At 55.6% G+C, this 22,362-nt stretch carries 18 protein-coding genes and 1 tRNA gene; 10 read left to right on the forward strand and 9 right to left on the reverse strand.

The genetic code is table 11. The features are described 5' to 3' along the window. Positions 1–69 precede the first annotated feature (69 nt). Positions 70–1,683 (forward strand): multicopper oxidase family protein, encoded by a 1,614-nt coding sequence (locus tag PKC29_00785; GenBank protein ID HML93947.1) that lies wholly within the window; start codon positions 70–72, stop codon positions 1,681–1,683. 87 nt (positions 1,684–1,770) lie between these two features. Next, on the forward strand, positions 1,771–2,904 hold the full coding sequence (locus PKC29_00790) for a WG repeat-containing protein (protein ID HML93948.1): 1,134 nt from the start codon (positions 1,771–1,773) through the stop codon (positions 2,902–2,904). Positions 2,905–3,031: 127 nt separating this feature from the next. Here the strand turns inward: PKC29_00790 and PKC29_00795 are convergent, their stop codons facing one another. The 4 genes from PKC29_00795 to PKC29_00810 all read right to left on the reverse strand — a co-directional run bounded on the left by PKC29_00795 (position 3,032) and on the right by PKC29_00810 (position 6,691). Next, positions 3,032–3,658 carry an SCO family protein gene (locus PKC29_00795; protein HML93949.1) on the reverse strand — a complete coding sequence of 209 codons (627 nt, stop codon included), beginning with the start codon at positions 3,656–3,658 and terminating at the stop codon, positions 3,032–3,034. Between the two features lie 139 nt (positions 3,659–3,797). Next, positions 3,798–4,682, reverse strand: coding sequence for a plastocyanin/azurin family copper-binding protein (locus PKC29_00800; GenBank protein HML93950.1), 885 nt, complete (start codon positions 4,680–4,682; stop codon positions 3,798–3,800). A 443-nt stretch (positions 4,683–5,125) separates the two neighbouring features. After that, a complete protein-coding gene (locus tag PKC29_00805; protein HML93951.1) occupies positions 5,126–6,043 on the reverse strand; it encodes a plastocyanin/azurin family copper-binding protein in 918 nt (305 codons plus the stop codon). Between the two features lie 243 nt (positions 6,044–6,286). After that, positions 6,287–6,691, reverse strand: a complete 405-nt coding sequence (locus PKC29_00810) for a hypothetical protein (protein ID HML93952.1) — start codon at positions 6,689–6,691, stop codon at positions 6,287–6,289. Positions 6,692–7,071: 380 nt separating this feature from the next. On the opposite strand from PKC29_00810, the gene PKC29_00815 reads away from it, so the two are divergent. Beyond that, positions 7,072–7,959 (forward strand): polyphosphate kinase, encoded by an 888-nt coding sequence (locus tag PKC29_00815; GenBank protein HML93953.1) that lies wholly within the window; start codon positions 7,072–7,074, stop codon positions 7,957–7,959. After that, positions 7,952–8,422, forward strand: coding sequence for an NUDIX domain-containing protein (locus PKC29_00820; GenBank protein HML93954.1), 471 nt, complete (start codon positions 7,952–7,954; stop codon positions 8,420–8,422). Before PKC29_00815 ends, PKC29_00820 begins: the two co-directional genes overlap by 8 nt. 25 nt (positions 8,423–8,447) lie before the next feature. Here PKC29_00820 and PKC29_00825 read toward each other — a convergent pair whose 3' ends face one another. Then, the gene (locus PKC29_00825) at positions 8,448–8,789 is read right to left on the reverse strand and encodes a PilZ domain-containing protein (GenBank protein ID HML93955.1); all 342 of its coding nucleotides are present in this window, start codon (positions 8,787–8,789) and stop codon (positions 8,448–8,450) included. Between the two features lie 220 nt (positions 8,790–9,009). Between PKC29_00825 and PKC29_00830 the strand changes: the two genes are divergently transcribed. The 6 genes from PKC29_00830 to PKC29_00855 all read left to right on the forward strand — a co-directional run bounded on the left by PKC29_00830 (position 9,010) and on the right by PKC29_00855 (position 16,931). Further along, positions 9,010–10,809: a PQQ-dependent sugar dehydrogenase gene (locus PKC29_00830; protein ID HML93956.1), complete on the forward strand. Its 1,800-nt coding sequence runs from the start codon at positions 9,010–9,012 to the stop codon at positions 10,807–10,809. A 142-nt stretch (positions 10,810–10,951) separates the two neighbouring features. Continuing rightward, a complete protein-coding gene (locus PKC29_00835; GenBank protein ID HML93957.1) occupies positions 10,952–12,700 on the forward strand; it encodes a PQQ-dependent sugar dehydrogenase in 1,749 nt (582 codons plus the stop codon). 95 nt (positions 12,701–12,795) lie between these two features. Beyond that, entirely contained in the window at positions 12,796–14,664 is a 1,869-nt protein-coding gene (locus PKC29_00840) for a TonB-dependent receptor (protein ID HML93958.1), read from the forward strand. 173 nt (positions 14,665–14,837) lie between these two features. Next, positions 14,838–15,146, forward strand: coding sequence for a hypothetical protein (locus PKC29_00845; GenBank protein HML93959.1), 309 nt, complete (start codon positions 14,838–14,840; stop codon positions 15,144–15,146). Between the two features lie 852 nt (positions 15,147–15,998). Then, positions 15,999–16,075: transfer RNA gene (locus tag PKC29_00850), tRNA-Arg, on the forward strand. Between the two features lie 67 nt (positions 16,076–16,142). Further along, positions 16,143–16,931, forward strand: coding sequence for a DNA-formamidopyrimidine glycosylase family protein (locus PKC29_00855; GenBank protein ID HML93960.1), 789 nt, complete (start codon positions 16,143–16,145; stop codon positions 16,929–16,931). Positions 16,932–16,982: 51 nt separating this feature from the next. Here the strand turns inward: PKC29_00855 and glgP are convergent, their stop codons facing one another. The 4 genes from glgP to PKC29_00875 form a co-directional block, all read right to left on the reverse strand. Then, positions 16,983–19,523, reverse strand: coding sequence for an alpha-glucan family phosphorylase (gene glgP, locus PKC29_00860; GenBank protein ID HML93961.1), 2,541 nt, complete (start codon positions 19,521–19,523; stop codon positions 16,983–16,985). A 54-nt stretch (positions 19,524–19,577) separates the two neighbouring features. Then, entirely contained in the window at positions 19,578–21,233 is a 1,656-nt protein-coding gene (gene pgm / locus PKC29_00865) for a phosphoglucomutase (alpha-D-glucose-1,6-bisphosphate-dependent) (protein ID HML93962.1), read from the reverse strand. Positions 21,234–21,507: 274 nt separating this feature from the next. Continuing rightward, on the reverse strand, positions 21,508–21,717 hold the full coding sequence (locus PKC29_00870) for a hypothetical protein (GenBank protein HML93963.1): 210 nt from the start codon (positions 21,715–21,717) through the stop codon (positions 21,508–21,510). Further along, positions 21,714–22,352: a NapC/NirT family cytochrome c gene (locus PKC29_00875; protein HML93964.1), complete on the reverse strand. Its 639-nt coding sequence runs from the start codon at positions 22,350–22,352 to the stop codon at positions 21,714–21,716. Before PKC29_00875 ends, PKC29_00870 begins: the two co-directional genes overlap by 4 nt. Positions 22,353–22,362: the final 10 nt, after the last annotated feature.

The following is a 22,362-nucleotide window of genomic DNA, read 5'->3' on the forward strand; positions in this document are numbered from 1 at the left end:
CTGGATTTTCCTGTGTGCCGGTGAACCGACAGCAGGCAGGACATAAAATAAATATAAGGAGGGGCGAGAATGACAAGCAGGTTAAACAGAAGGGATTTTCTAAGAATCATGGGAATGGGAGGGGTCGTGCTGGGCGCCGGCGGGGGCGGGCTCATCCTCAATTCGTGTGATAGCTCCGGGGGCGGTGGCGGCGGAGGAGGCGGCTCCTCTTTCGACCCCAGATCCGCCGAAGGGTTCGTTCAGCCGCTGCACGTGCCGGGCGACGACGGCCTCATGGGGATATTCAATCCGGATGCGCCGTTCCTGATATCGCCCAGGAACGTCGAGACGGAATTCCTGCCCGGAAAGCCGGCGACAGGTTTACAGTATGAAACGATAGCGGGCGACCGCACGTATTACAACCCTATATTCAGGCTGACAAAGGGGCAACGGGTGGAAGCCACGATGATGAACGAGCTCGACGAAGAGACCATCATCCACTGGCACGGCCTCGAAGTCGATTCCGCGAACGACGGGCATCCGAACAACGCCGTTCCGGGCGGAGCGTCTTATAACTACAACTTCGAAGTGATAAACAGGGGCGCCACGTACTGGTATCACCCTCATCCCGACAAGCTAGTGGGAGAGCAGTCCTATAACGGGCTCGCGAGCTTCTTTATAGTAGAGGACGAGAACGATACGGCGCTCAGGAGCGCGCTCGACCTTTCGCTGGGTACGACTGAGCTGCCGCTCGTGATTCAGGACAGGAATATAGACGAAGCCGGCCAGCTTATATTCGAGATGAACCCGATGATACAGACGATAGGCGTTCTCGGGGACCGGATCCTCGTTAACCAGACGATAAAACCGTTTCTCGATGTCGAAACCAGGATATACAGGCTCAGATTCTTAAACGGCTCCAATTCCCGGACCTATAAGCTCGCCTTCCTCAAGGGCTCGGAAAAGCTGACGTTCAACATCATAGGCAACGACGGCGGCCTTCTCGATGTGCCGTATCCCGCGACCGAGGTGTTCATCGGCATCGCCGAAAGGGTTGACATACTCATAGACTTCCGGGGCTCACAGGTCGGGGACGAGGTTTTCCTCAAGAGCATGGCCTTCGATCCCATGGACCCGCTTACGGTGGACATGGATTTCAACCAGCCCTCGACGCTCATGAACGGCGAAGAGTTTTATATCATGAAATTCAACGTCGCCGCCTCGACGAGCTACGACAGGCAGATTCCGTCCACCCTTTCGACCATTGAGCCGATAAATACGACGGACGCCGAAGAAAGACTGATTACTCTTCCGAACCCCATAGAAGGCGTCTGGTTTATCAATAACTTCAGGTTCAATCCCGACGAGGTGCCGCTCACGGTAAGCAGGGATGCGACGGAAGTCTGGAGCATCTTTAACGGGCCTGCCGCAATGCCGCATCCGATCCACATACACGCCGTGCAGTTCCAGATACTCGAAAGGACGAACAGCCCCCAGCAGGTAAAGGACCTGGCCATAGACGGCGCGGGCAGGATGGCTACGGACATGGGCTGGAAGGACGTCGTGCTCGTATGGCCTGGCGAGACGGTGAGATATGCCGTGAAATTCTCGATACCGTTCGAGGGCGAGCAGCTATATCTCTTCCACTGCCATAACCTCGAACACGAGGACCAGGGCATGATGATCAATTATTCTGTCTCGTAGCAGCGACCCGGTAATACGAAGCGCCCGGACAGCAGGTATTATTTATATGCTGCCGGGCGCATGTACTGTAATACGGCAGGAACGAAGATGAAAACGAATTCGCTCATAGCGGCATGCCTCTTTTTGCTGGCCGCCGTATCCTGCGGTGAAAACGAAAGCCGCGTGGAGGTTGCAGGCGGTCAGGGTGAGCTCCTTCCCGTAGTCCTCAACGGCAAGGTCGGCTATATAAAGCCGTCGGGCGAGATGGAAATACTGCCCAAGTATGATATCGCGACGTCCTTTTCCGAGGGACTCGCGCGCATACTCATAGGGACAAAATACGGCTATATAGACGAGCACGGCGATATGGTTATAGAACCCAAATTCGACGGCGCTTCGGACTTCTCCGAAGGGGTCGCTCTGGTGGTGTTTAACGGCAAGAGGGGCTATATCGATAAGACAGGCAACATGTTTACGACCATCGAATTCGATAACACCTGGGGATTTTCGGAAGGGTACGCCGTAGTCAGCATAGGCGGACGGTACGGTTTTATAAATAAGAAAGGCGATATGGTTATCGAGCCCGTGTACGAGATCGCCTCCAATTTCTCCGAGGGCCTCGCCCTCGTAGTGACCGGCGGCAAGAGGGGATTCATAGACAAGAACGGTAATATGGTTATAGAGCCCGAATTCGACGGCGCCTCCGATTTTTCGGAAGGGCTGGCGCGGGTTCTGATAGATAGAAAACACGGCTATATAAATAAGAAGGGCGACGTGGTCATCGAGCCGCTCTTCGAGCAGGCGCAGAGCTTTTCAGAGGGGCTGGCGCTCGTCAGGCTGGGCGGAAAGTTCGGTTACATCGACAAAAAAGGGGATTTCGTCATCGAGCCCGAATACGATAAGGCGTGGAGCTTCTCGAACGGCCGCGCACGCGTGGCCGTGGGGAACAAGGTAGGGTACGTCGATACGAAAGGCAATGTCGTCATTAAGCCCCAGTACGACGGAGCTTCAATATTTTCAGAAGGGCTGGCCTTCGTCTCGCTCAACGGAAAGGTCGGCTACATAGACGAGAAAGGAAAGCTCGTAATAAAGCCCCGGTATGAAGGCGCGTCTAATTTCGAGAACGGATACGCCAGAATCTACGAAAAACACAAGATGGGCTATATAGATAGAAAGGGAAATTATATCTGGAATCCCACCGACGCAACGCTCGCTACCGAGCTCTGCGCCCCCCCGTTTTAAACTGATCACGAACAGCTCAATCCACCCGATACATGAATACGGATTCCCCGTCTGTCTCCATTTAGGTATGCGGGATTGCTCGATGCGCTCCGCCGTCCGGTATGCTGCCTTAAATGAAAAATAATGATTATTTCGGCGTCTCGCTCGTCTGCCTGGCGAGTCTAATGTCGGCAGCGATTTTGTCGGCGTCGAAGTTTTCGAAGGGATATAGAAGGAGGAGCTTCCCGCCCCGGTCGATAAGAAAAAGGGTTTGCGTATGATTCATGAAATAGGCGACTTCCGAATCTCCGCGCTTTTCCCTTTCATAAAATACGGAGTATGCGTCGGCGGCCTTTTTAATATCATCCGGGCTTCCCGTAAGCCCGATGAACGATTCGTTGAAGTAGGGGACATATTCCCCAAGGCGCTTCCCGGTGTCGCGCTCAGGGTCGATGGTTACGAAGAGAACCTCGAGATCCTTTCTCCCCTCCGGCCCCAGCTTCCGGGTTACTTCATTTAATTGCGAAAGGGTTGTGGGGCATATATCCGGACAGTTTGTATATCCGAATGTAAGAAGAACTTCCTCTCCTTCGAAATCGCTGATGCTTACGGGATTGCCTTCCGTATCCGAAAGCGTGAAGTCCGGGGCTTCCTTGCCGTAGTATATGCCGTAATAGGGGTCGGCGTCTTTGCTGTCGCCGGGTTTTACGAAAAACGCTAATCCGGCTGCCGCCAATACGGTTACAAAGAGGATTCCGAGAAGTTTTTTATTCATAGCATTCTCTGCATTCAGCTTTCGGTATTCGAAGGAGGAGTAAGATAAAACTGATTCGGGAAGTCGGCGCTTTTATAAGGATTATCCCCCTCTCCGTGCTTTACGGAGAGGGGGATGGTTTTTGATTGAATTACAACCGTTAGGGTTCGACCGTTATCGTTCCGGACATCAGGACCCCGCCGGCTGCTCCATGAAGAATACAGTGGTAGGGGAAAACGCCTTCCGAAGTGAACGTGAACTCGAACTCGTCCCCCGGAGCCATGAAATTCGGGCTCGGGAACTCGGCCTCGGAAGTGAAAGTTACGCCGTCGTCGCTCGTTGCATCATGGTCGAGCACGCCGTTATTTATCCACTTCACAGTGTCACCTGCTTTGATCGTTATATCTTTAGGAACGAATTCGTTGTCGATCATGCTGACCTCGTGTATCTGCGGGGTCGGTGTCGGCGAGGTTGTCGGCGGGGTGGTCGGAGGCGTTGTCGGCGGAGTGGTAGGAGGTGTGGTTGGAGGCGTCGTCGGTGGGTTCGTCGGCGTGGTCGTCGGAGGAGGCGTCGGGCCAGTCGAGGTTATCCTGAGGGTGTAGGTGTAGTCCGGTCCTCCGTCGCCGTTTGCATCTCCCACTACTATGAAATGCCTCCCGAGCGGCGGGGTTACGGTACCCTCGAGAAAATTCGATCCCGTCGCCAGAAGCTCGTGGTCCGGCCCGGGGCCGTAAAACTCGAGGAACGGGGTCAGCAGGGTTTCGTTGCTGATCTCGGCCGTTATTACCGTGCCCTCGGCATCGACGTCGAAACAGAAGTAGTCGTCGTCGCCGGACGGGTCTATGACCGCGTTAATCGAAATATTCGAACTCAAAAGGTTACAGGTTTCAAAACTGTTGTTCGGTTCTGACTCTCCCCTTTTCTTGTTGTTGTTATCGTCGCAGCCGCTCAGCATCGACATGCTGACGAAGTTAAAAAGCACTATCAGCGCTACTACCGCCGGCAGATAAAACCTGGATGAATTTACTCTTTTTATTAAGCTCATTACTTTACAAACCTCCTTTTTCTCGTGAACTGGAATTCCCCTTTTTCACGGTATGAACCATTATAAATAATGAGGTTTTTCATTCATATAGTTTTAGGTATGAATATTATGTAGTTAAAAGTGCTGAATCGATATCGGTGTAATCACTACAGAGTATCCGGAGCCGTATTGAAAAACTGCCGACGAAAGGAAGACGGGGGCGCGGGTCCGGGTATGTATCGTTTCGTTTCGTTTCCCCGGGCCTGAAAGAAGCGTTGAAACCCGGGAGTTATTTATGCCGTGCGCCGGTTAAGGGAGGGGGAAAACCGGCCTCGGTTGTCGAAATTCAACTTCGCAAAATGCCGTGTTCATGGCCGGTTTCAAATACGCTCCCCCTGCCTCTGCGCGGTTAACGCCGGGGCAGGGGGATTTTGCGATATGCCTTCGGTCGAGGGTGGGTCTCTTTAAGGCACCACCGTTACCGTTCCGACCATTCCCGTCGTACCCCCGGGTATCGCGTGAAGGATGCAGTAATAAGGAATGACGCCTTCCGCGGTAAAGGTGAATTCGAATTCGTCACCAGGCTTTATGTAGGTCGGGCCGGGGAACTCGGACTCCGAGCTGAAGGTCGTGCCGTCGTCGCTCCTGACGTCGTGAGCCAGCGTGCCGTCGTTGGTCCATTTAATTGTATCCCCCACCTTTATGGTGATCTCCTTTGGAATGAATACGTTGTCGACCATGCTGACGGTATGCATCACGGGTGCGGGCGTCGGCGAAGGGGTAGGGCTCGGCGACGGAGTCGGCGGCGCGGTCGGAGCGGCGGTCGGCGCCGGCGTTGACGTTGGCGTCGCTGTAGGCGGAGGAGTAGTCGGCGCGGGGGTTGGAGTGGGCGCGGGGGTTGGAGTGGGCGCGGGGCCGGTCGATGTTATGGTCAGGGTATAGGTGTAGTCTGGTCCCCCGTCGCCCCCGGTGTCGCCCACCACTACGAAGTGCCTGCCGAGGGGCGCTTCGACTGTGCCGTCGAGAAAGTCCGTGCCCGTTGCCAGGAGCTCGTGGTCCGGGCCCGGCCCGTAAAGCTCTACGAACGGGCTTAAGAGCGTCGTGCCTGTGACCTCCGCCGTAACGACGGTGCCGGCTGCCTCGACGTCGAAACAGAAGTAATCGTCGTCCCCCGACGGGTCCACAACGGCGTTGACGGTAATATTGGGGCTTACGAGATTGCAGGTTTCAAAGCTGTTATTGGGCTCGGATTCACCCCTCTTGGTTTTCTTGTCGTCGCATCCGCTCAGGAGGGAAAGGCTAAGCAGATTAAGCAACAGGATCATGGCTACGGCTGCGGGGAGGTAAAAACCGGACGAATTCCATCTGTCGAATATCCTCATCGGTATCTCCTTATCATGAAAATGATATGCATTATCAATTACTCGATATATTTATACCAGAGTTTTGATATAAGGCCTATAGCGGCCGACCCTTATCATTAAAGTTCATTTGACGAGGCTTTAGGGGTGTGAGCGCTGGATACCCCGGCGTCGGTCATCCAGGGATAAAAAGGCGCGGCGTCCCTGCCGGAGGGATTCGAGGGATTCCGGTTTTTCCTTACCGGGGCGGAGATCAGGGGTCAATTAATATCCGAGTCCCTTGCCTTCGGCCTCCCTGTCGCCGAGGGGCATTTCCTCTTCGGGGGCTTCTTGCTCGAGGCCGTATTCTTCATCCTCGGGTGCAGGGGGGAGAATCTCCGAGGCCTCCGCCGCAGTTTCGGAATCGTCGCCTATCTCTTCCGAGGCCCGGTCGTCCGTTTCCGAGACCTGGTCGAGTTCTTCTGTCGGTACGCCCTCCACAGGCTCCGCCAATTCGCCTATGGGCTCGGAGACCTGATCTAGCTGCTCGGTCTCGGGGTCGAGCTGAACCAGCGGGCGGGCCGCATCGTCGGCAGCGCCGGAGAAAGCGCTTGAATGACCTGCGCCGAAGGGGATTACGCCGAGCGTAAGTACTGCGTAAAGAAGGGATTTTTTGAATGCTCCGGTCATGCAGCTCCTCATAATTTGTGGACTTAACACGTTCTTAATATGCGCCTCTACCAAGATAATCATAGCGCATAATCAGCTTATATGAAAGGATAATTGTTACCAGGGGATTCTTGCAGCTACAGCGATAAAGGTATTTTTGCAGCGTTAACGGCTTTATTCCGTCCTTTTTCAAATTGAAAAAATCAGCCTCTTTTAATATACTTATCGCGAATTGACCTTGGCCTGCCCGAGTGAAACTCAACAATGTATAACGTGCATTTCGACAGGGCTTTGACGGGATAAAAATATGTCCCCGAGGTCTATCCGCATAAGCCGCACCAATGACTATATTCGGGGAGCGCGCGTGACGCTTCACGTTAAGAATTCTGAGGTGATGCTCCATGAAAAAGATTAACGGTAAAGAGATTACCAAAATAGAAGCACCCTACGACGGCATAAGTCTCAAGGATTATTATGTCGAGAAACGGCGCCTCCAGCTCGAGCTCCTGACCATGCAGCAGAGCGTGGCCGAGAAGGGACAGAGGGTGTGCGTATGCTTTGACGGCCGCGACGCCGCCGGAAAGGGCTCGACGATTCTTCGCTTCACACAGAACCTGATGCCGAAATACTACAGGATCGTCGATCTCGGCGTACCGACCCCGAAGGAGTCGAAGTACTGGTTTCATCGCTACGAGCAGCACCTTCCCGAGCCGGGGCAAATAGTCTTTTTCGACCGTTCGTGGTATAACAGGGCCCTCATCGAGCCTACTATGGGCTATTGTACGCAGAAGCAGTACGAATACTTCATACACAAGGTGCTCGACTGGGAACATAGCCTCATAGACGAGGGGCTTCTGCTCGTTAAATTCTACCTTTCCGTGGACCCCGAGCATCAGCTCTACCGCTTTCAGGAGAGGCTCACCGATCCGCTCAAGTTCTGGAAGTTTTCGGAAAACGACTTCCACGCACGGAAAAAATGGGAGACGTTCACCAAATACAAGGAGCAGATGTTCGATTACACCTCCTCGGTAAAGTCGCCCTGGATACTCATCGACGCCAACTCGCGGAAGACGTCCAGGCTTACGTGCATGCTTTACGTAATACGAACTTTCGGGAACAATAAATTCGTTCCGCTGACGGGTGAGGACGTGACCGAGACACACAGCATCGAGATAAACGGAGTCGCGTTCAGCGGCCTCAACAAGCTCCAGTATTCGGTTCTGAAGGAAATAGCGGACGAGCATGAACTAAAGGCGCAGGAGGTTTTAACGAACCCGACTAATGAATGAAGAATACACATTGACCAAGACCCTTAATCTCCCGCGGATAAAATCCTCCGGCGGCCTCGTTTATAACGACAATTATCACATTCTGCTTATATTCAAGCGCGGTAAATGGGACCTCCCGAAGGGCCGGTTCGAGCTCGACGCCGACCCGGTGGAGACGGCGCTCAGGGAAATCGGCGAAGAGACCGGGCTCGACAAGGGCAAGCTCACGATCAAGGGCAAGCTGGTCTCGACCTGGCACACGACCAGATACGACAAGACAAAATACCTGAAGAAAACCAACTGGTATCTCGTACATTACCGCGGCGCGGATTCGGACGTCTCTCCCCAGTATTCCGAGGGAATCATCGAATGCAGGTGGGTGCATCTTCCCGACCTCGACAAGTACAGGCCGCTCCTTCTGCCCCGTATACAGTACGTGATAGATTTCTGGCTCCAGAACATGGCCTACGCACCGAGAGACTGACGGCCGGTCCGGCATGCCGCCGCGTTTATTTGGTGAGTCTTTTAATCCGCTCGGTGTAAATGCGCTTTATGGCCTGGTCGGAATCATGGGCTATTTTTATGCCCATGTTGCCGGATTGGCTTCCGATTGTTCTGGTCGACCACTTCACTATTCCTTCGATCCTCGCTTCAGCGGAGGCGTCCTCGGTCCCCAGGTCCTCCTGAAAGCTGATTACGATTCTGGTGCCGGGGGGATAGAGGTTCCGCGATTCTATTTCGAGGCCGCTTTCCGATATGTTCGAGGCGTAACCCATATATTTCGGCTCGTCCTTCCCGAGCCTGATGCGTTTACGATAGGGAAGCCTCCTCGACTGTCTCTTCTCTCCCATGTTTACACCGCTCATAAAGTATAAACCCATTTGTCCGGGCGGGTGTGATATTGACTGTAGCTGATGAATATTGCATGGTTGCATATGCATCCCCGGCGCTCCCGATGCGCGGCTCCGAACCCTGTAAGCAAGGGACCGGGCGGAGGCTTCCTTAAGGTTAGCATGGAATATTTCTCTTCCCCGCATCGATGATTTTCCCTTGCGCTATAGGTAGAATTGTATGATAAATCCCTTAACTACAATGAAGCCTCTACTTCTTATTCTTCTACTCGTGAGCACTCTCGCATATGCAGTGGAAGCGCCATACGACGTGAGAGACGACTGGGCTCTCCAGGACAATTTCGAGATCGAAAAGGATACCGAGGGCTACCATTTACCTTCGGCTATCGCATTCGTTCCCGATCCCGGCGGCGGACCCGAAGACCCGCTTTATTTCGTGACGGAGCTCAGGGGCAGTATAAAGGTCGTGACCAACGACAGAACGGTCCATACTTTCGCCGAAGGATTTTTCGAGCTGAAGCCGCGTGAAGAGCTCCCCTCGCAATCCGGGGAGATGGGGCTCGCCGGCATATGCCTCGACCCCTCCAGGGGCTACGTCTTCGTGACATTCACTTATCAGGACGAAAAGGGGATTCTCCGGAATAATATAATGAGGTTCGATTCCGAGCCCGGCACTTTCTCCCTCAAACCCGTTTCCAGGACTGCATTCACCGGGATATTCGCGGATGAATACACCAGTCCTTCTCACCAGATCGGCGGTTGCCAGGTCGAAAGCGGGCTGTTGTATGTCGGCGTCGGCGACGGTCATATACGGAGCGATCTCCATAGGGACGTATACAGCGGGAGCCAGAATATCGACGCGCTACAGGGAAAGATAATCCGCATGACAACTGACGGCGAGCCCGTAAAGGATAACCCTTATTACGTGGACGGCGATATCAAAAAGCCCCGGAACTACGTATGGGCGGCGGGGCTCAGGAACCCTTTCGGGGTTAAAGCCGTTGACGGCCGAATATATGCCGCCGACAACGGGTCCGGCACCATGGACAGATTTCTCGAAATCCGCCGGGGCGAGAATTACCTCTGGGACGGAACCGAATGGAGCATTGGGGCCAACGCCATACAGGTGCTGACGCCCTCGGACGGAGTGGCGCAGCTCGATTATAATACAGTGGATGGCGGCCCGTTTCCCGGTCCCTACAGTGACAGGTTCTTCCTTGCGCGCACGGGGCATCCCAATTACAGGAAGGGCATGGCTCAGGACAGGGGAATCGTGATTCTGGACTACGACGCCGAGGCCGGCAGGATGCGGAGCGCCCCGCAGTATTTCGTCAGATACACAGGCAAGGGGAAGCAGGTCATAGCGGGCCTTGCAATAGGGCCCGACGGGCTCTACTTCGTCCCGGTCATGCCGGATACTGCGGGACGGAGCGCCGTTCTCAAGGTGCTTTACAAGGAGGGGGCCGTAAGCCGATGGTCGTCACCGGACGGCCGGGATGTGATTTCACTTCTGAATTCTCATCAGTGCTATTCCTGCCATATTATCCACGATTACGGGTTCGGAAATACGGGTCCGGCGCTTGGCGGGACAGTAATGAAGCAAAGGATAGGAGAAAGGCTGGCGTCGACCGATTACGAGGAATCCCTGGCCGGGCTCGATGCACTGGATACCGAGCCTTACGCTGCCTACAGGGAGGCGAGAAAGGAGCTGATGCAGAAATACGGGGATGAACGGGTAAAAACGTGGGTAAAGTATCACTTGCTGGAGCCCAGGTTCGACAATCCATTCTCGCAAATGCCGAATACCGGGCTTACCGAGAACGAAGCTGCACGGATTACGGACTATTTATTAAACCGGGATAAGGATCGGGCTGCCGAAATCGGAATGAAAGTCCGCAGCGTCATGAGCCGGTTTATCCCCGACCTCAAGTACAGGCACCTCGTTTATTCTTTCGTGCTCGGAGGGGCGGCCGCCATGTTGCTGGCGGGTGTATACACAAAATATACTAGAAGGAAATAAGCGACTCGTGTAGGGGCGGTTGAATTCGGAGATTCGCACTATAGGATGATACCGGCTCGCGTTAAACGGTTATACAAATTCCTGCTATGGATTCTATATGAAAGGAATGAACGAATTATATCATTTAAATATCTGCGTTGTTTTGGTTCTTGTTTCGCTTTTATTCTTTCCCTGCGACATACACGCGGACGATGCGGAACCGTGGGCGAAGGACTGGGCCGTCCGGGATAACTTCAAGGTCGGCGTCGACGCGGAGGGGTTTCAGTTCCCGAGCGCGATAGCCTTCGTCCCGAATCCGGGCGACGGTCCGGGCGACCCGCTCTATTTCGTTACGGAGCTCAGGGGAAAGGTGAAGGTCGTCACCAACGACCGCACCGTCCACACGTTCGCCGAGGATTTCTTCAGGCTAAAACCCGAAGAAGAGCTCCCGTCCTTCAGCGGCGAGACAGGGCTCGCCGGCATATGCCTCGACCCCGCAAACGGCTACGTCTTCGTTACCTTCGCATACCAGGACGAGAACAACATCCTCCGGAATAACATGGTGAGGTTCGAATCCGAGCCGGGAACATTCTCCCTGAAGGCGAAATCGGCCACTCCCTTCACCGATATATTCGTCGACGTGCCGACGACGCCCTCTCATCAGATCGGGCCCTGCCAGGTCTACGACAACACCGTCTTCGTGACGCTCGGCGACGGGCACAGCTTCTTAAAGAGCAGGGACGTCGATTCGATACTCGGAAAGGTGATACGCATGACCTCGGACGGTAAACCCGTAAGCTCGAACCCGTTCTATGTTGACGACGACATCAAAAAGCCGCGGAACTATGTCTGGGCCTACGGCTTCAGGAACCCGTTCAGCCTGGAGGTGGTAGGCGGCAGGGTTTTCGTTGCGGACAACGGCCTCAGCTCGGACAGGTTCCTCGAAGTCAGAAAGGGTGTGGATTACCTCTGGGACGGCTCTAACTGGAGCATCGGCGTCAACGCGGATTTCGTGATCAATCCCTCCGTCGGTCCGGTTCAAATGGATTACTACCCCGAGAGTCTCGGGATATTCCCCGAGGAATACAGGGGCAGGTTCTATCTGGTCATGGGCGGGAATCTCTCGATGCCGGGGCCCGGGCAGAGGGAAGACAAGAGCATCGCAATGCTCGATTACGGGTTCAAGGAAGATAAAATGCAGACCGTCCCCAAGCTATTCATGAGATACACAGGCGACGGGAACCAGATACTGGTAGGGGTCGGGATAGGGCCGGACGGACTCTACTTCGCTCCTATACTGCCGGATTCGAGCGGCTTCAGCTCCATATATAAGGTCACGTACGACGAGTCGAATACGTATCCGAATAAATTGGACAGGGCGGTCTCGGCGGAGGGGCTCCTGGATACGCGCGCCTGTTACGGGTGTCACGTCATAGACCAGTCCGGCTGGGGGACGGCCGGGCCGAGGCTTAATACCGACTCGCTTCCCGACGGCATACTCCAAAGGCTCGATTCGCCGGAATACAGGGAAACGGTAAAAAAGCTCGACGAGCTCGACATCGAGCCGTATAAAACATACAGGCACGCCCGGCAGGAAGTCTTGCAGAAACAGGGGATCGACAAGGTCAGGACGTGGGTGAAGTTTCGCCTCCTCGAGCCCAGATTCGACAATCCATACTCGCAGATGCCGAATCTGGGGCTTAGCGATCACGAGGCCGATCTCCTTGCGGATTACCTCGTCAAGGACGATGCGAATATGGCCGCGCCTGAAACCTCCGCCCCGCCGCCGCTCGCACAAAAGACGGATAGTAAGCCGGGCTTCGGATATATCGCCTGCTCGTTCATTATAGGTTTTACTCTATGCGGCATCCTGGCGGCTATCTACATCTCGGGTTTAAAGAGGAGGCGGTAGAATTCAATCCGACAGGGAGGAGCCAGGTTAATAATATCGTTCGGGGCATTATCACATCTCTATTGCTCATCTGTCCCTTTACGCTGTTCGGTTATTTGGCGCTGGCGCAGGACGGGGCTATTGACGGCGAACCTGCCCGCACGCTCGAACCGGTCGTCGTCACGGGAACGGTAAACCCCGCCTCGGTTTCCCAAACGCCCGCGAGCGTTACTGTCATAACCCGTGAGGAGATCGAGGAGCGGAACGCGAGCAGCGTCGCCGAGCTCTTACAGCAGGTGCCGGGTTTATACGTCGACCAGCCGGCGTCCCGTGGAGGGGTGACGTCCGTGTATATAAGGGGCGGCGACCCCAACTTCACCCTCGTTCTTATAGACGGGGTGAAGGTGAACGACCCCACTAACAACCGCGGGGGCTCGTTCGACTTTTCGACCCTCAGCTCGGACAACATAGAGAGGATAGAGATAGTGCGCGACCCCATGTCGTCCCTCTACGGCTCGGATGCTCTCAGCGGCGTGATAAACATCGTCACGAAGAAAGGGGAGGGGAAGCCGTCGGCCTTCGCCGAGGGGTCTTACGGGAGATACGGTCAATACGGCTTTCTGGGTGGCGTCTCGGGGGCCGGGGAGTTTTATAATTACTCCCTCTCGGGATCTTATCTCGACGACGGCGAACAGGTAGAAGGGAGCAGCTTCAAGAGCCCGTCGTTCAGCGCGAGGCTCGGCGTTCTCGACGGCAGGAATTTCGAGATGAATTCGACCGTCAGATACTCCCACGTCGAAAGCTCGAGCTTCCCCGAAGACAGCGGCGGGCCGGAGTACGCCGTCCTCCGCTCCGTCGACAGGAGAAATATCGACCAGCTTCTTCTCGGGGTGGATCTTGCGCACGAGGTGCTGCCCTGGTGGGAGTACAGGGTCGAGCTCGCGTACTATAACAACAAGGAGAAGTTCTCGTCTCCAGGCGTCGCTCCCGGTGTAAGAGACCCGTTCGGCATACCCCCCAACAGCTCAGACAGCGACTTCAAAAGGTACGACGCCAACTTCGTTAACACGTTCACGATCCGTGAGGGCGTCGTTCTCGCCGCGGGCTTCGAGGCCGAGATAGAAGACGGGAAGAGCAGCGGCGAAATAATGCTCGATGGGCCGGTCCCATCCGACTTCTCGCTTACGAGGTATATCCTCTCGCCCTACGCCGAGTTCCAGTTGAGCGCCGTCGAGAACCTCTACGCCGTACTAGGCGCGAGGCTAGATTTCCCCGAGGGTTTCAATCATGCGTTCAGCCCGAGGGCGGGGCTCACGTATAAGATAGCTGCGACTGACACGACGCTAAGGGCGAACTGGGGAAAAGGGTTCAAGCTCCCGAGCTTCTTCTCGCTGTCGAGCCCTATCGTCGGGAACCCGGGCCTCGTCCCCGAAAAGAGCGAGAGCCTTGACGTCGGCGTCTCGCAGCGCGTGTGGAGCGGAAAGGCCGGCGCGCAGGTGAATCTTTACTACAACCGCTTCAAGAATCTCGTCGATTTCGACGAGGGGCCGCCGCCTATCCTCGTCAACAGGTCTAAGGTGACCGTGAAGGGGTTCGAGATCATAGGCGACATAAATCCGTGGGACCCGCTCACGGTGAGCGGCAGCGTGACTTACGCTGACAGTAACATCCAGGGCACGGACGAGGAGCTCAGAAACCGCCCGAAGTGGTTCGGCGGCTTTTCGGTCGGGTTCCGCCCCGACAGGAGCCTCGTCATGGTGCTCGACGCCGTGTTTACGGGGAAGGTTAACGATTCGTCCATTCCGACCGGAGACGTCGTCCTCGATTCCTATACGACCCTCGACTTCACGGCGACGTGGACACCGAGCCCGAACCTCCGCGTCTTTCTCGTCGTCGAGAATCTCCTTAACGCCGGATACGAGCAGTACGTCGGCTTCCCCGCGCCGGGGATAAGCCCGAGAGCCGGACTTCGGCTGTCATATTGAGTTCGCTTTGCCCTTGCCCGTAGTCCGCGATACATGGCAACCACCTTCTTCGGGGCAGGGCGTGCCTCTGTGGCCCTATTCTTGTCCGGGAACGATCCGGATAGTCAGGCCATAAACAGCGTCGAAGCGCTTATGCCTGTCGGGATTCTTTACGGCTGGCTATTAACCTAGGCGTGCCGGTCGATCTTCCGCTCGCTGACGAAATCGTTTTGGTCCAGACAGGGGTTTATGGTCAACACGTACCAGGTCGTGATGCCGATCACGAGCATTTCTCCGCCGTCTTCTACAATTTCGATGAAAATCGAAGCGAAACTGGCATCGTTGGTAATTCTAAATATTTTGTAAATTATATTGCCGAGCATATCTATCCCGAATCCAAAAAACACGAACGTTACGAGCAGAAAAAGGATATTGTTCGAGATTGCTCTTGCCTTGGGGCCGCTCTTTTGATAAGAAAAAATAATAGCGAAAAGAAAGGATAAGCCGCTCGTTATGTAAACAATAATTTCTCCGAAATCGTAAGACCGTAAATTGAAAGCATCCTTGAAATCGAAGATGTTTGCCACGTACCAGCCGACATTCTCATGGATCTGTAAAGAATCATCGAGGAGCAGATATAAGAATAAGAGCGACCAAATGAAATAAATAATCGTCGAGGTTTTTATAAAATATAAACAGAGTGTAATGGTGATCCATCCCAGTTGTACGTACTGAAAAATTTCCGGATATCCCCTCTCTTCGGATAATGACCACTTGGTATCGGTAAGAAAATCGAATCTGAAATGTACGAAGTGTAATAATATGAAGGCGAAATCGGTAAGAATTATTAGCGTTAGTAATTTACTATCTGTGTCTTTGAAGATCGCACCGAATAAATGGTTTCCAATGCTGTTAAGATTAATTTTCATCGTAACTTACCATCTATTCTTCGACACGGCGTCATATCCGCGTGAGGCAGCCCGGGTAATCATTTTTTAATGTCCGAATGCTTTCATTATTCCGATTTCCTGTTTAATTGTCAATGTGTTAAACAGGTTAAATAAACAAGTAAAAATACCCGCTGGCTCCACTGGATTGTATTCGATAATTCAGACACCGAGCTACACCGGATTGGGGAAAGACCCGTCGATCCGCCTGCCGCTTTTTTGCCATTAATGTGAAACGACGAATAATAAACCTCGATTATCTCGACCGGTTTATCCATAACGATATCCGCATTTTGCATGGTTGTATCCGTTAGGGTAAATTTAATACTCCGCTCACTGGAAAAACACTGAAACGGAAAATAATTTTAACATATAACGTTCACGTAACAGACCGTAGATACACACAATGCGCCCGTAGCTCAGTTGGATAGAGCAACGGACTTCTAATCCGTAGGTCGGGGGTTCGAATCCCTCCGGGCGCGCCAATCCTTGCGGGCATATCCCGAGAGCTCCTCTTCAGGAATACTTCTTCGATGGGGTAATATTATAGTCATGCCCGAGCTGCCCGACGTGGAAGCGATAAGGAATTACGTGGACGCGACTTCGCTCGACAAAAAGATCGCGAGGGTGGAGGTGAAGTCGCGCCGCATGCTGACCGTCTCCGGTCAGAAGTTCCGGAGCCGGCTCAAGGGGACTACTCTCAAATCGACGAGCCGCCGCGGCAAGCACCTCTTTGTGAAAACGGATAAGGACCTCTGGATTACCATGCATTTCGGCATGACGGGCGATTTGAAGTTCGTTGAAGACGGCAGCGAGGAAGTGGCCCACGGCCAGGTCAATATATTCTTCGACGGAGGACAGAAGCTCTCTTACACCAGCTTGCGCAAGCTCGGGAGGATAGGCCTCACCGAAGACATCGACGCTTACATAAAACGGAAGAAGCTCGGTCCCGACGCCGATTCGATAAGCTTCGGCGAGTTCTCGGATATAGTGCAAAAAGGGAAGGGCGGGATAAAGGCCCTTCTCATGAACCAGAAGCTCGTTTCCGGCATAGGCAACATTTATTCAGACGAAATGTTATTCCAGGCGGGCATACATCCCGAAAGCGCTGCGTCCGCTCTCGGCAAAGCCGACGTCCGAAAGCTCTACGATAAAATGAGGCGCATATTCCGGACGACGATAAAGCGCGGCGCCGACTCCGATAAGTACCCGTCCTCCTATCTCCTTAAATCGCGCCGCCAGGGCGAAGAATGCCCCGGGTGCAGTGGCAAGGTAAAACGGGAAACGATCGCCGGCCGCTCTTCCTACTTTTGCCCCGGCTGCCAGAGAAAAATTACCTGAGCCCTTCTATACGCTTTGAATCCCTGCCAACTTTCGCTCTATCGTCCGCTGTCACCGCTGCCACAGGATTTGCGCGGCTTCCAGGGGAACCGAGACGTCCGGACGGTGCGGTATCAGCCGCGGTGTGTAGTCCGAAGCCGGACGCGTCGAAGGCACACGCGCACTGTAGACGCAGGCCTCCTCCGATTCCTGGTGCTTCACGCGCGTCATAAGCTGCCTCACGGGAGCCCCTCCGCCGACGCCCTCGGCGTAGAGCTCTGCCTGAACCGCGTCCGGGTCGAGCCCGTCTAAAAAGAGCTCCACTTCGAAGACGTGGTGGCCGCCGTCTTCTTCGATCTTCATCGCCCCGAACCGGAGCGACGGCCATTTCTGATTCAGCGCATCCTGCCAGCCTACTATTTCCACGCCCGGAGCGCTGCCCCCCGCCGCCCGCTCCCGGTAGGCGGCAGCGGCCGGGAGGTAATGCTCCTCCGTATACTGGCGGACCGTCCTGTCCGCCGAAAAGCGCGGAGTCAGCCGGACCATGCTTTCCCTTATGCGCGTTACCCACGCGGTCGGTATGTCGTTCGTGTCGCGTGTGTAGAACTCGGGGATCACCTCATGTTCGAGAAGGTCGTAAAGGGCCTCTGCGTCTGAAGCGTCCCACGCCGGGTCGTCGCCGTGCTCCTTGTCGTCCCCGAACGCCCATCCGACTTCGGGGGAATACGCCTCGGCCCACCATCCGTCCAGTATCGACAGGTTGAGCCCCCCGTTTACCAGAACCTTCATTCCGCTCGTTCCGCTGGCCTCCCAGGGCCGCCTGGGGGTGTTGATCCATACGTCCACTCCCTGCACGAGCCGCTCTGCCAGGAACATGTCGTAGTCGCCGAGGAACATCACGCTGTCCCGCACCTCGGGTCGCCGGATGAAATGTATCCATTCCTGGATCATCGCCTGTCCCGGCTCGTCCGCGGGATGACTCTTCCCCGCAAGGATGAGCTGTGCCGGGCGCTGCGGATTCGAAAGGATTCTTATGAGCCGCTCGGGATCGTGAAGGAGAAGGTTCGGCCGCTTGTACGTGGCGAAGCGGCGCGCGAAGCCCAGCGTGAGCACGCCCGGATCGAATATGTGCTTTACCTTCTCGGCCTTGGGTGCCATGCCCGAGGCTACGAGCTGGCGCGCCAGCCGTTCCCTCGCGTACTCGACGAGCTCCTTTCGCGCGGCGGTGCGGAGCTCCCACAGCTTGACATCCGGGAGCGCCCGTATGTCGTGCTCGAGTGTCTTCGTCGTCTTCACCCACCTGTCCTTTCCGCAGGCCCCCGTCCAGAGCTCGTCCGCCGCCCGGGAATCCCACGTCGGCATGTGGACGCCGTTGGTAATATATCCGACGGGTACCTCCACCTCGGGCCAGCGCGGGAAAAGCACCTGGAAAATGCGCCTGCTCACCACGCCGTGGAGACGGCTTACGCCGTTTATCGCCCCGCTGCCCCTTATGGCCAGGTACGCCATGTTGAAGGGCTCGGACGAGTCGTTCGGGTTTTGCCTGCCGAACGCCATAAGATCGTGGAGCGATATGCCGAGCTCGTTCTTCGCATAGTCGCCCAGATAGAGCTCTATAAGATGGGGGTCGAAACGGTCGAACCCGGCGGCCACAGGTGTATGCGTGGTGAAGAGATTCCCGGCCCGGGTGACGGCGAGAGCCGCCTCGAAGGAAAGACCTGTCTCCTCCACGAAGCATCTCGCCCGTTCGAGGACTGCGAAGGCGGCGTGCCCTTCGTTAAGGTGGCAGACCTCGGGCTTTATTCCGAGCGTGCGGAGGAGGCGCCAGCCCCCTATCGCGAGCACGAGCTCCTGCTTTAAGCGAAGCTCCGACCCGCCGCCGTAGAGCTCGCTGGTTATGCCCCTGTGCGCCGGGAAGTTGGCGGCGTCGTTTGTGTCGAGGAGGTAGAGCTTCACCCTCCCGACCTGCACCTGGAAAGCGCGCACCCAGACGGAATATCCAGGGAGTGGGATTTCGAGCCTGAGCCATTCGCCGTTCGCCTCGCGGAGCGGGGTTATGGGGAGCTGACCGGGGTCGTTGTACGGGAACAGCGCCTCCTGTGCCCCGTTCATGTCGATTACCTGCCTGAAATAGCCCTGCTGGTAGAGGAGCCCGACTCCGACCACGGGCACGCCGAGGTCGTTCGCCGCCTTAAGCTGGTCGCCCGCTACGTTACCGAGACCGCCCGAATATATGGGAAGGGCCTCGCTCAGCATGAACTCCATGCTGAAATAGGCGGCGCAGGTGAGCGGAGCTTCCGGATGGACGTGCTGAAACCACGCGGGCTCCCCCGCCTCCCGGCGCTTTATCTGCACGAGCTCTCTCAGGTGCTCGCGGAAATGCGCGTCCGAGAGCACTTCCTTGATCCTGCTGCGTGAAACGGTCTGGAGTATAACCCAGGGGTTGTGAGTGGTTTCCCAGAGATCGGAGTCGATCTCCATCCACATCTCGTCTGCGGAATGGTTCCACGACCACCGGAGATCGAGCGCCAGCTCGGCGAGGAAATCGAATCCCTCGATGTCCGTGGGTAGAAAAGAATTGATCAGGTTATCGGTAAGTGACTGTCCGCTCATGGCTCCTCCTTCACTTTTTCCCGGAGAGTCCGGGTGATTTATCTTCCCTGATAGTTAATTCTTGCCGGCCGCGCCGAGGACGCCGTCTACGATCGCCTGCGCTTCTTCCTGTATGCGGCGGAGATGCTCCTCTCCCTTAAAACTTTCGGCGTATATCTTGTAAATGCTTTCCGTCCCCGACGGGCGCGCCGCGAACCATCCGCTCTCGGCCGAGATCTTGAGCCCCCCGATTGGGCTTCCGTTCCCGGGGGCCTTGGTGAGGACGGCTGTTATTTTCTCACCCGCGAGCTCGGTCGATCTTACCTGCTCAGGGGAGAGTCTTGAAAGCGCCTTCTTCTGCTCTGGGGTTGCCGGGGCCTCTATCCTGTCGTAGACGGGATCGCCAAGATCACGGGTTAGCTCCCGGTATATCTCGCCGGGGTCTCGTCCCATGCGCGCGGTTATCTCGGCCGAGAGAAGGGCCGGGACGATGCCGTCCTTGTCCGTCGTCCATACAGCGCCGTCCCTGCGGAGGAACGAAGCGCCCGCGCTCTCCTCGCCCCCGAATCCGAGCGAGCCGTCGAGAAGTCCCTCCACGAACCATTTGAATCCGACCGGCACTTCGTAGAGCTTTCGTCCTATCTTCGCCGTGACGCGGTCTATCATGCTGCTGCTTACGACCGTCTTTCCTACGGCCGTTCCATTCGCCCATTCCGGTCGGTGCTGGAACAGATAGAAGATCATGACGGAAAGGTAATGGTTCGGAGGGAGTAGGCCGGCGCTCTTCGTGACGATACCGTGACGGTCGTGGTCCGTGTCGCAGGCAAAGGCTATCTCGAAGCTGTCTTTAAGCCTTATCAGGCTCTGCATCGCGTAGGGCGAGGAAGGGTCCATTCGTATCTTTCTGTCCCAGTCGACGGTCATGAACCGAAACGTCGGGTCTACTGTTTCGTTTACGACCTTTAGATTGAGTCCGTAACGCTCTGCTATGGGCTGCCAGTAATGAACGCCCGCGCCCCCCAGGGGGTCCACGCCGAGGCTTATCCCCGAGCCGCGTATGGCGTCCATGTCTATCACGTTCCCGAGGTCGCTCACGTAGGCATCGAGATAATCGTGGCGGTGCGTCGTGTCCGCGCGAAGGGCCTTCTCGTAGGGAATCCTCTCAACGCCCTCGAGGTTATTCTGAAGGAATTCGTTGGCCTTCGATTCGATCCAGCCGGTGACGTCCGGCTCGGCCGGGCCGCCGCTCGGCGGGTTATACTTTATGCCCCCGTCGTCGGGCGGGTTGTGAGAGGGCGTTATAACTATGCCGTCCGCGAGGCCGGCGGTACGCCCCCTGTTGTACCCCAGGATGGCATGCGAGATGACGGGCGTCGGCGTGTATTCGTCGCGCTCCGGTATCATGACTTGGGCCCCGTTTGCCGCCAGCACTTCGAGCACGCTGACGAAAGCGGGCGTCGATACCGCATGGGTGTCCATGCCTAAAAAGAGCGGCCCGTTTATTCCCTGCCGGGCGCGGTAAAGGCAAACGGCCTGGGCGACCGATAGTATGTGATGCTCGTTGAACGTCTTGTCGAAGGGGGAGCCGCGATGACCCGACGTGCCGAAAGAGACCCTCTCCCCGGGAACAGTGTAATCCGGGATCTCGCTGTAGTAGGCGGTTACGAGCCTCGGCACGTCGACCAGCATCGAAGGCGCGACGGGCTTTCCTGCAAGTGGACTCACGTTCATTTCAGATACCCCCGGCTTGGATTTCCTAAAAACAAAATACATCTATTTCGCCGGACGTCCAACTGACGCCGGGTATGTTAAACGTTATTTATTAAGGCTTTATTAATCTTGTGCGAAGGGAACTTCTCTGTAACGGGGGATATCCCACCGCGGCGGGAAAAGCGCTTATAACCCGCCCGCCCCGTGTATACGGGTATACGCTCTTCCGCGGGAAGGGGGTTTTATCGTACCGGAGCCGTCTCGTGCGCTGCCCTCGTCATGAGCGCGGGACGACCTAAAGCACTCCTCGCTCCTTAAGATCCGTAACCACGACGACTATATACAGGAGCACCGAGAGCCCTATGAGAGCGCCGCCCACCGATACCGATATTATGAGCGAGAGGGGGGTGAACCTGAATATAGACAGCAGGATGGTGAGGAGCGCGATGATGTTGAGTATCCCGGCTATCAGCACCAGCTTTCTTGTCCAGTCCGGATTTTTCATTGTTCTTTCCATGCCTCCTCGGGATGCGGTCTTACGTGGCAGTCGAGCCCCAGGCACGACATCTTGCTGGACATTATATCGTCGGCGTTCTCGATGTGCATGTCCTCCTCCTGAAACGCCGGGGTTGGAGCGTGACACCTGAGGCATATCTTGTTGTTATACGTCGTGTAGAGCTTGACCGGTGTCTCGTACCCCGTGTAGTAAGCCCATACGTGGCGTATCCCCGTCATCTTCGCCTTCATGTTCCCGAAAAGGCCGTAGTCCGAATGGCACGTGAAGCACTGGTTGTCGGCGATCCAGCGGGACTGATAATGCGCCGATGCAAGGTATTCGCTGTCGGGGTTCCTGAGGTCGTTCACGTACCCGTGCATGACGTGGCATGAATTACAGAAGTCCACGGTCTTCGAATCCTCTATGGCCACGCTGAAATTGAGGAGATACGCGGTCGGGGAGAGTATGAAGAAGACGAGGAGAAGCATCCACTTCCCGGATGGCTCCGACACCTTCTTCGGGTCCCTCGTCATGATGATCAGTATGAGGGCGATGCAAACGACGGACAGCCCGATTACTATCCAGGCGACGAGAGAGATTCCTCCCGAGCTCGCCGCCTGCACGCTTTCTTCGAAGGGGTTCATGTGCTCAAGA

The sequence above is a fragment of the Thermodesulfobacteriota bacterium genome (genome assembly GCA_035325995.1).
Taxonomy (GTDB): Bacteria; Desulfobacterota_D; UBA1144; order Nemesobacterales; family UBA2774; genus JADLGH01.